9 protein-coding genes are annotated in these 13,401 nt (G+C 47.6%); all 9 read right to left on the reverse strand.

Going from position 1 to position 13,401, the window contains the following annotated elements; translation table 11 throughout:
- Positions 1-67 precede the first annotated feature (67 nt).
- The 9 genes from N179_RS06380 to pnp all read right to left on the reverse strand — a co-directional run bounded on the left by N179_RS06380 (position 68) and on the right by pnp (position 13,357).
- Positions 68-787 carry a GntR family transcriptional regulator gene (locus N179_RS06380; protein WP_023468666.1) on the reverse strand — a complete coding sequence of 240 codons (720 nt, stop codon included), beginning with the start codon at positions 785-787 and terminating at the stop codon, positions 68-70.
- 222 nt (positions 788-1,009) lie between these two features.
- Positions 1,010-2,023 carry a BMP family lipoprotein gene (locus N179_RS06385; RefSeq protein ID WP_075642531.1) on the reverse strand — a complete coding sequence of 338 codons (1,014 nt, stop codon included), beginning with the start codon at positions 2,021-2,023 and terminating at the stop codon, positions 1,010-1,012.
- Positions 2,024-2,355: 332 nt separating this feature from the next.
- Positions 2,356-4,503 (reverse strand): FtsK/SpoIIIE family DNA translocase, encoded by a 2,148-nt coding sequence (locus tag N179_RS06395; RefSeq protein ID WP_058713734.1) that lies wholly within the window; start codon positions 4,501-4,503, stop codon positions 2,356-2,358.
- A gap of 68 nt (positions 4,504-4,571) precedes the next feature.
- Positions 4,572-6,236, reverse strand: a complete 1,665-nt coding sequence (locus N179_RS06400; RefSeq protein ID WP_023468670.1) for a ribonuclease J — start codon at positions 6,234-6,236, stop codon at positions 4,572-4,574.
- Between the two features lie 153 nt (positions 6,237-6,389).
- Entirely contained in the window at positions 6,390-7,052 is a 663-nt protein-coding gene (locus tag N179_RS06405; protein WP_075642532.1) for a M15 family metallopeptidase, read from the reverse strand.
- On the reverse strand, positions 7,052-8,311 hold the full coding sequence (locus N179_RS06410) for a lipid II:glycine glycyltransferase FemX (protein WP_075642533.1): 1,260 nt from the start codon (positions 8,309-8,311) through the stop codon (positions 7,052-7,054). The genes N179_RS06405 and N179_RS06410 overlap by 1 nt, the downstream gene beginning before the upstream one ends.
- Positions 8,308-9,771, reverse strand: coding sequence for a UDP-N-acetylmuramoyl-L-alanyl-D-glutamate--2,6-diaminopimelate ligase (locus N179_RS06415; RefSeq protein ID WP_075642534.1), 1,464 nt, complete (start codon positions 9,769-9,771; stop codon positions 8,308-8,310). Before N179_RS06415 ends, N179_RS06410 begins: the two co-directional genes overlap by 4 nt.
- A 59-nt stretch (positions 9,772-9,830) precedes the next feature.
- A complete protein-coding gene (locus tag N179_RS06420) occupies positions 9,831-11,063 on the reverse strand; it encodes a M16 family metallopeptidase (protein WP_023468674.1) in 1,233 nt (410 codons plus the stop codon).
- Positions 11,064-11,137: 74 nt separating this feature from the next.
- Positions 11,138-13,357 (reverse strand): polyribonucleotide nucleotidyltransferase, encoded by a 2,220-nt coding sequence (pnp, locus tag N179_RS06425; RefSeq protein WP_075642535.1) that lies wholly within the window; start codon positions 13,355-13,357, stop codon positions 11,138-11,140.
- Positions 13,358-13,401 lie beyond the last annotated feature (44 nt).

Here is a 13,401-nt window from a genome sequence, read left to right on the forward strand (position 1 = left end):
TGGCGATGAGGAGCGTTACGTAGGTTATGAAGGAAAGCGCTTTCAGTATTCATCCTAAAACAATGGCTCACACACGTTTACGGATGACGTGGAAATCAAACTTATCTGCTCGAAAATAGTTCGCTGAAAAAAGAACGGAACGGTCGAGCTCATCATAATGCGTTTGACGCAAAGCGAGCAGAGGTTGGTCCGTATGTAATTGTTCAGCGATTTTCGGATCAATACGTGGCTCGATGTGCGTCACGGCATGCGTGACACGTCGTCCAAGTTCTTTTTCTAAAGCATCAAATAATGATGTCGAAGAGGTGAACTGCTCTTCATTTTTAATATAATGGCTTGGAATCTTATCGATACAATAGACGACAGGAACATCCCCTGCGAGTCGGATTCGTTCGATTCGATAAACCAATTCATCCGGACCAAGTTGAAAACGCTCTCGGTCGCGCTCAGTCGGTTGGACCATCTCGGATGATAACACTTCTGATGTCGGAACCATACCTGCGCGCGCAATCATTTCTGTTACGCTGTACAATTCTTCGATTCCAGAAGTAAACGGTGGTCTTGCATTGATAAACGTACCGACACCGTGTTTACGGATGACGATGTTCTCATCTTCAAGAATTCGTAATGCCTCTCGAAGAGTAGCTCGACTGACGCCAAGTTGCTTTGAAAGTTCAAACTCTGAAGGGAGCTTCTCGCCTTCCTTGTAAACGCCGTCATCGATGTCAGACTTGATCTTTTCAATCACACGTAAATAAAGCAAACGATGATCTAATTTAATCGACATGACGCATCTCCATCCTCTATCTAGTTGTAACCAGTGCTCAGACTTCTGACGTATGAGAACTCCAGCCAAGATAAGTATATGACGCCCAACACAATCCTGCAATCATTTTGTAACAGGTTAGAAGTCTGACTTCTGGCGCTTTTGTAACCCTTTTCATAACGCAATCAATAATGGAAGAAAATAGGGCATTCTACCTAAGAATGCCCCTTCTTTTTTCAACGCTTATTGCTCAGGTACTTCGATTTTTCCAGAAACGACATCTGATTTTGCTTTCTCAAGCGCAGTCAACGTCTTCTTCGAAATCTTTTCAGATGGTACGATATCAACTCCATCTTCTTTCAGACCATAACGAATCGTTTTGCCGTCCTCGAGTTTACCATCCTTCGCTGCGTTTGCTGTATCTTCGACTGCACGGTCGACACGTTTGATGACAGAAGTTAATGTAACGTCTTCCGGCATACCCTCTTCTTTTTGGTCTCGGTCGACACCGATGACTGAGACGTTTTCACCGTTTTTCTTGCGGTTTTTCGCCTCTGTGAAGACACCGTTTCCTGTACCACCTGCTGCTGGGAAGATGATATCTGCGCCTTTACCATACATTCCAGCTGCGATCGCTTGACCTTTTTCTGGAGCTGCGAAGTCTTCTGCGTATTGGATATCGATTTTAATCTTCGGATTGACGGACTTAGCACCTGCTTCGAAACCGGCACGGAAACGCTCGATGACGTCCATCTTCATCCCACCAACGAAACCGATATGATCTTTTTTCGTCTCCATTGCAGCAACAATCCCTGCAAGATATGCTCCTTCATTTTCCTTGAATGTGATCGACGTGACGTTCTTTCCTTCAACGACGTTATCGATGATTGCGAATTGTGTGTCTTTGAATTGATCAGCAACTGTTTTGATATCCTCATTGAACGTGTTCCCGATTCCGAAAACTAAATCTTCTCCCCCACGAGCAAGACGCGATAGATTCGGTTGATAATCTTGTTGCGATTTAGATTGTAGATAAGAGAACCCTTCATTCTTTTGAAGTTTGTTGTCTTTACCGTACGCTTGCAGACCTTCCCAAGCGGATTGGTTGAACGATTTATCATCGATCCCACCCTTATCGGCTACCATCGCAACAGAGAATTGATCTTTTTGATCGGCTTTCTCACCTGAACCACCACAAGCAGCAAGACCAACTGTCGCTACTGACATCATCGATACGATTACCTGTTTCTTCTTCATTTCATCCATCTCCTCTGCAATTATGAGAGCGCTTTCATTATCTATTTGTGAAAAAGCCGCTCCCAGCCCTCGTGTTGAAGGTCGGTCACTCATATGACTGAGTATGCCAAAAACACTACTGAAAATCAACAGACGTCTGACAACTATTTTCATGAAAGCGATTTTATTTTTGATGCCTTCATTAATTTTTCCAGTCATTTCTATTTTTACAAAATCATCATGTCTTTTTTCATATGTCTTTTACTTTTTTCGAGATACCGGGGCTTCTCTATACATTTTTCTAGAAAAGAAAAGGAAGCCTTGGAATATTCCACGACTTCCTTTCTACTCGATTAACGTCCCATGACGCGACGTGGTTTAGATCCTTCAGATGGACCAATCAGACCGTTTTCTTCTAACGCATCAATAAGACGGGCAGCTCGGTTGTAACCGATGCGGTACTTTCGTTGAATCATCGACGTTGATGCCGTCTCTTGTGTCAGAATGAACTGGACGACCTCATCGTAAAGTGGATCGTCGACCTCTGTTTCGCCCTCTGGTACATCTTTTGGAATCATCGCTTCAACATACTGTGCCTTTTGCTGACTGATGACATGATTGACGACCTTCTCGACTTCTTCGTCCGATAAAAAGGCTCCTTGTACGCGGACCGGTTTGTTCATGCCGTTACCAAGTAACAACATATCTCCTCGTCCGAGCAATTTATCAGCGCCTCCCGTATCAAGAATCGTCCGCGAGTCAGTCGCACTCGATACACTGAATGCGATCCGCGACGGGATATTCGCCTTGATGACACCGGTGATGATGTCAACACTCGGACGCTGCGTCGCAATGACCATATGAATTCCTGCTGCTCGCGCCATTTGTGCAAGTCGCATGATCGCATCTTCGACTTCGTTTGACGCGACCATCATCAAGTCAGCTAACTCATCGACGATGACAACGATGTACGGTAATCGTTGATGCACTTTCTCCTCTGCGTTCATCTTATCAATGAGTGCATTGTAGCCTTCGATGTTGCGCGCTCCGTTTTGACTGAAGATCTCATAACGGCGTTCCATTTCCGAGACGACCTGTTTTAATGCCTGTGCCGCTTTTTTAGGATCGGTGACGACGGGCGCTAAGAGGTGCGGAATGCCGTTGTAGACGTTCAATTCGACCATTTTCGGGTCAATCATCATCAAGCGGACTTCATCCGGTCGTGCCCGCATCAATATCGAGACAATCATCCCATTGATACAGACCGATTTACCGGAACCCGTCGAACCGGCAACTAAGACGTGTGGCATCTTATTCAACTTCGCTGTCACCGTCTCACCAGAAATGCTTCGTCCGAGTGCGACGAGCAAACGATCGCTGTCCGATTGGACGCTCTCCGCTCCTAGTACTTCTCGAAGTGATACCATGGCGACTTCACGGTTCGGCACCTCGATTCCAACAGCCGCTTTACCCGGAATCGGTGCTTCGATCCGAATATCTTTTGCGGCTAACGCTAGCGCTAAGTCATCGGCGAGTCCCGTGATTCGACTAAGCTTGATTCCTTGTTTTGGTTCAATCTCGTACTTCGTGACACTAGGTCCGAGATGAATCTTTAAAACTTTTGCTCCGATCCCGAACGACTTTAAGGTCGCGATTAATTTCGTCGCATTGTCCTTCAATCGTTTGTTCTCACCGGACAAGTCTTTTGATGTTGGTTCTGCTAACAAATCAAGCGACGGCAATTGATAACCGTCGGGTGTCTCTGTCATCGTCAACGGTCCTTGTGTCTCCGCTGCTTGCGGTTCAACGTGATCCGTGAAACCGATGATCGGAACGTCTTGAATGTTGACGGAAGGATCTTCTGCTTCTTGTTCCGTTTCGATCGGTTCCTCGACAGTTGCTGGTCGCAACGTCTTCGGTTTTTTCTCACGAACCGGTTTCGGTTTCAACTCTTTTTCGACACGAGGACGTGGTGTCCGTTCACGATTGCGAAACTCTTCTGCACGTTCTCGGAGCCCAAGCCACAGCTCTCCATAAAACGATGGGTTTAGTATATGAACGGCCGTTCCGATGAAGAACAGACCAATCAAGAAGGCACCCACGCTCGAAATATAATAAGCTGCGTTTTGATAGAGCCATCCATTGAGAATACCACGTGGTGCTCCGAGCAATAGATCAATCCAGACGACTGAACCCATCAGTAACATCGACCATGCCCATTTTTGAGCACGCGACGCATTCGAGAGGAATAAAAGTAGCACAGCACCGATTCCACCATATAATAAGGAACCGAACTGACCAATTAACCGCTCTCCTCCATCGGCTAGCGTCAGTCCGACTTTCCCGAACTCCCCGAAAGCGAGAACGAAAGCTAATAATGAGACGATTGCGATGATGGTCGCATATGTACGATACGCAATCGGCTGACGTTGTTTCTTCGCTGCCGGTCGTTTCCGTGGCGGCGTTTTTTTTCGTACAGGTTTTCGTTTCGTCGTCGCCATACGTCATCCCTCCTGATAAAAAAACGGCTCAGTGGACCAGGTATTGGTCAATCTGAGCCGCTCGTTTGTTAAATCTCCATGATGATTGGAAGAATCATCGGGCGGCGTTTCGTCTGTTCATAGAGATAAGCACTCAGTTTATCTCGAATCAACGACTTCATCTCCGTCCAATCCAATTCTCCGTTTAATTTACCTTGTAGTTGTTTCGCAACGATTCGGTTTGCTTCGTTGATCATATCCTCTGATTCACGCATGTAGACGAATCCGCGAGAGATGATTTCTGGTCCCGATACGATCGTTTTGTTTTTCCGGCTGATCGTAATGACACAAAGGACGACACCGTCTTGCGATAACAAGCGACGATCACGAAGGACGATGTTTCCGACATCACCCACACCGATTCCGTCGATCAAGACGTTTCCAGCGTTCACTTTGCGTGACATCCGTGCTTTGCGCTTCTCGAACTCAACGACATCCCCATTCTCGATGATGAAGATGTTGTTCGCATTGACGCCAACCGTCTGTGCGAGACGACTGTGTGCCTTTTGCATCCGGAATTCTCCGTGAATCGGTAGGAAGAATTTCGGTTTGATCAAGTTGAGCATCAACTTCAGATCTTCCGCATGACCGTGACCGGATACGTGTACTTTCCGTTGGTTGTAAATGACATTCGCACCAGCACGGAACAAAAGATCGATCGTTTTCGAAACCGACTTTTCGTTACCCGGAATCGGCGAAGCCGCAACGACGACCGTATCGTTCAAGCGAATATTGACTTGCTTATGTGCGTTACGCGCCATTCGTGTCAAGGCTGCCATCGGCTCACCTTGCGATCCTGTCGTCAAGATGACGACTTGGTTGTCGTCGAGGCGGTTGATGTCAGATAGATCAATCAATGTTTTCTGTTTGAAGCGTAAGTAATTCAAACGCTGTGCCACTTCGACGTTATTGACCATGCTACGACCAACGACCGCTACTTTTCGATTGTTCGCTTCTGCTGCCGCAAACACTTGTTGTAGACGATGAATGTTCGAAGCAAATGAAGCGACGATGACACGTCCTGGTGCCTCATAGATGACGTCGTTCAGTTCAGAACCGACGATCGATTCTGATCCAGACATCCCTGGTCGCTCTGCATTCGTTGAGTCAGACAGTAAGCAAAGCACTCCCCGTTGACCAATTGCTGCAATCTTCCCGAAATCCGCTTGTTTTCCATCAACTGGTGTGTAATCGAACTTGAAATCCCCTGTATGGACGATCGCACCTTGAGATGTTTGAATACATACCCCGACTGCATCCGGAATCGAGTGGTTGACCCGGAAGAACGTAATAAAATGACCTGCAACGGTTAATTTCGTCTTGGCATCAATTGGACGAAGATCTGCCTTTTTCAATAAACCGGCTTCTTTTAATTTGTGTTCAATCAAACCGAGCGTCAAACGCGTTCCGTAAACCGGTACTTTTAAGTCACGCAAGACGTAACTGAGTGCCCCGATATGATCCTCGTGACCATGGGTAATGAAAATCCCTTGAATCCGCTCTTTGTTTTCTTTTAAATAACTGATGTCTGGAATGACTTTATCGATTCCAAGCATCTCGTCTCCTGGGAACATTAATCCGGCATCGATGACGAAGATGTCCTCGTCGAGTTCGACGACGTACATGTTCTTCCCGATCTCACCGGCGCCACCAAGAGCAAAGACGCTTACTTTTTCCGTCTTCTTCTTTGACACAACATGACCTCCTATAATTCATATTCACTTTTCGTGAGCCGTCCACTTATCACTATCACTATTCTAGCCGAATTTTCACAATCTGCCAACAATCGGACTAGGAAATCTAAAAAAAACGTCATTCCTGCCACATTACTCCAGGAATGACGTTGATCACGTATTCAACAAATCTTCGACTTCTTCCGTTCGTTTCGCTTTTTCCGAACGGCTTGGACGTTCACCAGCCTTCAGTTCGTCGAGCGAATACCCGAACGTCATCTCAAAATGAGGATAGTCGACGAATCGTTTCCAATCGCCTCCCCATTCGAAACCGAGCGCTTTTCCGATATCCGCGACTTCGCGCCAATCACTTTTCCCTGACCGATTCCCATCATACTCAAGATCATATGAAATCTCTCCATTCACGAGCTGAACGAAATCGACAGCGAGTCCATAATTGTGCATTGATTCACCACCACGTGCATTCGTGACGACTTCCCCTGCCTTAGAACGTCCTTGTTCATAAAGCGCGTTCTGTTGCTGAATCGAGCGGTATCCTTGCGTAATCTTGATATCGATATTGTAGCACGAATGCGCAACACGGATCAGATCCTTTGCCCCTGTCTCGACAGCAGGGTGGAGACGCTTCAGGTTCGTCTCGCTTGCATTGATTAAGCGATCTTCCCCCGCTACATCTCGTGGACAACTATCAATCCCGAGCTCCGGTTGATCCATCAAAATCGTCGGCATCCGATTCATGGATGCCGCAAGAAACAATCCAATCGCAAACATCGTCAATAAAAATACGATCCAACCGAAGATTGTTCCCCGTTTCATCAGCGGCGAAGCTTCTTCCGAAGTTTTTGTAGAATCGGCAACCCAGTCTCAAGCAACAGATAGAGCGGACGATTGAGTACATAATCGAACTCACCGATTTTTTCAATCATCCGGCTACCCCAACCAGATTTAAAGGCATAGAGTCCCGCGTAATGATCATCCGGGTCTGTCGAACCACTGACTCCACCGAAGTCATAGGAGAGCGCACCATGTTCTTTCGCATATTGCATCATCGTCCACTGCATCAAGTGGTTCGGCATGAATTCCCGGTACTCGTTCGATGAAGCGCCGTATAAGTAATACGAGCGACGACCAGCAAGCGTCAAAAGACCACCAGACAGGATGACACCGTTTGGATGTTTGGCAGCAATCGTCATCAGTTCCGTCTTCGACTTCTCGGCTTTTTCGATTTGTGCTGTCGTCTGCTCCAAGCGATTGTTTAAGCTCTTTAACTTTTTCTCAGCCGTCTCTTTCTCAAGCTGACGATGAATCTTCGAGAGTTCCTTATCGGCTTGAAGTAATAAGGCTTCTGTATTCTCAAGCGCACGTACGACATCGAGTTTCGTCAAAAACAAGACTGCATCACCTTTTGGGTGAAGATGATCGTACAGATTCTCGAAATAATCCAGACCGCGGATCGAGAAACCATCCCGTTCGCCCGTCTCGACCATCAGTTTCGCAAATGTCTTTAGCCCTTCACGATCCGCTTGTTCGCATACGATACCTTTGCGTTCAGCAAGGCGGACGTTGTAGCGGAACTTCGAATGGAAACCGTCGAAGATCTCTTTTTCTGTCCCTACAAGACTCGTCTCCATCGTAAAGCGTGGCTGCGCGTAGTCAAAACCGCCACCGAAGCCATTATGTTTAAAGCCAAGTCCTTGCATCTCCTGCAACAGACCAGGATATTCTTCCCGCTCGACGTTTGGATCAAATTTAATCGCAATTGCCTTCTGTTGTTTTGCGACACGAATCGCTTCGTCACGAAGGGCGCGAATTGCGTCCGTATCCTTATAATCGACGACGAAACCGCGCGGTGCATAACAAAGCGTGAACGGTAGCTTCGGTACTTTCTTGAACAAAAGAAGACCAACTCCGGCAATCTCACCGGAAGCCGTTCCGACCGCGATCCGTTCATGTGTCCATCCTGTCGCGCTTTTGACTTCTCCCCATGCTGGAAGCTGGAGTAAGTCGCCTTTGGGATGTGTTTTTACGAATGTTTCAAATTGATCTATGGTTACAACGATTGGTTGATAAGTCACTTCTGTTCCTCCATTTGTCGTATCATCTCTTTGACGATGATTTCCTCATCGAGCGGGAATTTCTCATCCCCAATGATTTGATATTTTTCATGGCCCTTACCGGCTAAGATGACGATATTATCTGGTCGTGCGAGTCGTGCTGCGTAACGCACAGCCTCTTCCCGATCACCGATTTCAACGAACTGATCGTGGGTCATCCCTTTGGCGATGCCGGATGTAATCGACTCATATGCTTCATATCGTGGATCATCCGTTGTGATGACGACGGTTCCTGCGTACGTCGAAGCGAGTTCGCCCATCTTTGGTCGTTTCGTCACGTCGCGGTTTCCACCTGTCCCGATCAGGAAGACGATTTTTTCCTTCGGTACGTCAACGAGTGCTTTCAGACATTGTTCGATGCCGTCAGGAGTATGCGCATAGTCGACATAGACGTTATATCCTTCAATCGGCAAGCGTTGCATCCGTCCTTTTGCCGGACGGATTGCTGAAATCGCGCCTGCGATCGTCGCTAGATCGTATCCGCAAGACAAGAGGATCCCTGTCGCAAGCAACAGATTGTAGACATTGAAGCGACCGATGAAATTCGCCGTGACATCGACTTGTTCTTCCTTGTACAGCATCGTGAACGTCGTTTGTTGAAGCGACTGTTCAATCGCTGTTGCTCGGAGATCAGCTGCGTTGTCGATGCCGTATGTCATGACACGAGCACCTGTCATCATCTCATACAGCTCACTCGTCGGATCATCCGCATTCAAGACCGCGACTTTCTCTGTCGACAGCCGTTGACCGAGTTGTGCAAACAACAATCCTTTGGCACGCGCATAGTTTTCAAACGTTTTGTGGAAATCAAGGTGATCATGCGTCAGATTCGTGAATCCCGCAACGTCGTAATCGACACCCGTTACCCGACCAAGCTCTAATCCATGTGAAGAAACTTCCATGATGACATCTTGGACATCTTCTTCATGCATCTGATGCAGAAAGGCTTGTAACTCGGAGCTTTGTGGTGTCGTATTGCGACTTGGCACGACGCGGTCACCAATCTTGACTTCAACTGTACCGATGATACCCGTCTTCCGACCAAGGTGCGCTAATATATCACGGACGATCGTCGTCGTCGTCGTTTTCCCATTCGTTCCCGTAATACCAATCATCCGCATCTTTTCAGAAGGATAATCATAGAATTTGCCAGCCAACTCGGCAATGGCACGTGATGTACTACGAACAAGAATGACAGGAATCGACACGTCGACCGGTTGTTCCGCGACGATTGCGACCGCTCCTTGTGCTTCCGCCTGTTTAGCATAGTCGTGTCCATCAACAGTATATCCTTTGATGGCGACGAACAATGTTCCCGGTTTAACATCCCGTGAATCGGTCGTGATGGACGTAACGTCCACTTCTACCATTCGTTCGATTTTTTGCGTCTGTATGACTTGAATCAATTCAGCTAAATTCAACGGTATTCCTTCTTTCTCGACATCGTCATTTCATATGTTTCATCTATTCCGTTCTGCTATCATGCTTCCTCTTCTTCGTCTGCCGGAAGAATATAGGCCTTTGCCGGTTCCTCCGAAAAGATGTGCTCAATCAGCCCTTCGATATCCGATGGACGAATCCGTTCGACATCCGCTAACACTTCTTCAAGTGATGGGTGACGATGCAGATGCAACTCATTTCGGGCGTTTCGATTCATGTGACTCGATGTGCCTTCGTTCCCTAGAATCAGAGAACCTTTCAGCTGTTCAATCCCATCTTCGAGTTCCTTCGTCGATAATCCATCCCGCTTCAAGCGATCGATTTCAGCAGCAAGGACCTGTTCGACCTCTTCGACTGATTCCGGAGACGTGCCGACATAGATCGTGAACGTTCCATGATCGTCAAACGTCGTGTAATAGGAAAAGACTGAATAGGCAAGACCGCGTTCCTCTCGGATGGATTGGAACAAGCGACTCGACATCGTCGCACCGAATGCATTATTGAGTAAGGCGAGGGCAGGCAAACGTGGGTCAGCAGAAGGAATCGCACGGAAATTATAACAAATATGAGCCTGCTCCGTATCCTTTTCCTTACGAATCACACCATTTTGTAACCTTGGCTCTGTCGTCTCGCGTGTCTTCGATCGTGATTCGAGAATCGACATCCGCTCTTGAATCTGCGCAATCAACTCGTCTGAGACGTTTCCGGCAACGGAAATGACGATTTGATCCGGAGCATACGCTTCTTCGAGATATCGTCCGATCATCGCACGATCAATCCGAAGCACACTCTCTTCCGTTCCAAGAATCGGTCGAGCCATGACATCTTCTCCGTAAGCCGCAACAGCTAATAACTCATGGACGAGATCATCCGGTGTGTCATCGTACATCTTGATCTCTTCAATGACGACCTTTTTCTCTTTTTCCAGTTCATCCGCGTCAAACGTCGATTCAAGGAACATGTCCGCCAATACGTGAAAGGCTTCGCCTGCATGTTCATCTAGTGTCTTGACGTAATAACACGTTTGATCCTTACTCGTGAACGCATTAATATTTCCACCAAGTCGATCAAAATAAACCGCAATCTCTTTTGCCGTATGGCGTTTTGTTCCTTTAAACATCATATGCTCGATGAGATGACTGATACCATGCTCCTCGATCTGTTCCGTCCGACTTCCTGCTTGAATGAAGATTCCGGTCGCGACGCTGCGTGCTTCCGGCATCCGTTCAACGATCAGTCGAACTCCGTTTTCTAATTGTATCCGTTCGATCATAGTGATTCCTCCAAATATAGGAAACAAGGTGGCTCTCGTTGCATTCTCTGCACCGTCGAGCCACCTTGGATTCATTAGTTACGACGTGGTGGACGTTGTCCGTCACGTGGTGGGCGTGAACCCTGATCCCGACGTGGCGGGCGGTTCTCACGCTCTGTCTTTTTCTTTTCTTCGTATGCCGCACGATCTTCTTCACTTAAGCCTTCGACGAGCAGGACTTTGTGTGAAGCGTTGACACGTCCTTTGTCATCGATTTCCGTGACACGGACTTTTAGCTTATCTCCAAGTTTGACGACATCTTCCGTTTGACCGACACGGTTAAGTGCGAGTTCCGAAATGTGGACGAGTGCGTCTTTTCCTTTGAACAATTCGACGAATGCACCGAATTTCTCAACACGACGAACTGTTCCATCGAACTCTTCACCGACGACGACTTCACGGACGATATCTTCGACCAATTGACGGGCACGATCGATGCCGGCTTGATCCGTCGAAGCGATAAAGACGGTTCCGTCTTGATCGATGTCGATCTTGACGCCTGTCTCATCGATGATACCGTTGATGACTTTACCACCAGGTCCGATGACATCACGGATTTTATCTGGATTGATTTTGAGTGTGACGATTTTTGGTGCGTATTGTGACAATTCGACACGTGGTTCAGCGATGACCGTTTGCATATGCTCAAGAATGTGCAGACGACCAAGACGTGCTTGCTCGAGTGCTTCTTCGAGGATTTGACGCGTGATTCCGCCGATTTTCATATCCATTTGCAGAGCTGTGACACCTTCGTGAGTTCCAGCGACTTTGAAGTCCATATCTCCGAGATGATCTTCCATCCCTTGGATATCCGTCAAGATCGAGTAATTGTCGCCTTCCATGATCAAGCCCATCGCGATACCAGCGACAGGTGCTTTAAGTGGAACACCAGCATCCATCATGGCAAGGATCGAACCACAGATTGAAGCCTGTGATGAAGAACCGTTCGACTCAAGGACTTCTGACACGAGACGAATCGTGTACGGGAAATCGACTTCATTCGGAAGAACTGGTAAGAGTGCGCGTTCTCCAAGTGCCCCGTGACCAATTTCACGACGACCTGGTGCACGCATCGGACGTGCTTCCCCGACTGAGAATGGCGGGAAGTTATAGTGGTGCATGAAACGCTTCTCTTCCTTCAGACCCAGTCCATCGATGATTTGAGCGTCACCCGCAACACCGAGTGTCGCAACAGACAAGACTTGTGTCTGACCGCGAGTGAACAAACCTGAACCGTGTGCACGTGGTAAGAGACCGACTTCTGAATCAAGTGGACGGATCTCAGCAAGACCACGACCATCTGGACGGATTTTATCTTCTGTGATCAGACGGCGGACTTCGTCTTTGACGAACTTGTTGAGAACGCCTGATACTTCTGCTAGTTGTTCTGCTGTGACTGACTCGTCAGCTGCATACAACTCGATGTATTTTGCGATGACTTCGTTGATGGCAACGTCACGTGCTTGTTTTTCTTCGACTTGAACTGCTTGTGTGACTTCTGCCAATGCTTCTGCTTTCAGGCGATTGACGATTGTCTCATCGAAGCTTGATACCGTGTAGTCAAACTTCTCTTTACCGACTTGTGCGACGATTTCTTCTTGGAACGCGATCATTTCCTTGATGACATCGTGTCCGAGCAAGATCGCTTCAAGCATTGCTTGTTCCGATACTTCCTTCGCACCTGCTTCAACCATGTTGACGGCATGTTTTGTCCCGGCAACTTGAAGGTCGATGTCGCTGACTTCCATTTGCGCTGAAGTCGGGTTCACGACGAACTCTCCGTCGACGCGACCGATTGTCACGCCTGCGATTGGACCGTCGAATGGAATATCCGAGATCGAAAGCGCAATCGAAGCTCCGATCATCGCAGCGACTTCTGGTGAATTGTCAGCATCTGACGAAAGAACCGTCGTCGCGACTTGAACGTCGTGACGGAAACCGTCCGGGAATAATGGACGGATCGGACGGTCGATCAGACGCGAAGTCAAGATCGCGCTCTCTCCAGGGCGTCCTTCACGTTTGAGGAATCCACCTGGGATTTTCCCTGCCGCATATAATTTTTCTTCATAGTTCACTGTTAATGGGAAGAAATCTAAGTCCTTCGGTTGTTTTGATGCAACGACCGTAGCAAGAACGGCTGTATCGCCGTAGCGAATCAATGCTGCTCCGTTCGCTTGTTTTGCTAATTGACCGATTTCAATCGTTAATGGACGTCCACCGAGTTCGGTCGAAAACGTCTGTTTTGTTTGTGACATGCACAAATCTCCTCTCACTGCTATCCGTTTTTTCATTCAAATCT

It is taken from the genome of Exiguobacterium indicum HHS 31 (assembly GCF_001939065.1).
GTDB classification, from domain to species: domain Bacteria; phylum Bacillota; class Bacilli; order Exiguobacteriales; family Exiguobacteriaceae; genus Exiguobacterium_A; species Exiguobacterium_A indicum.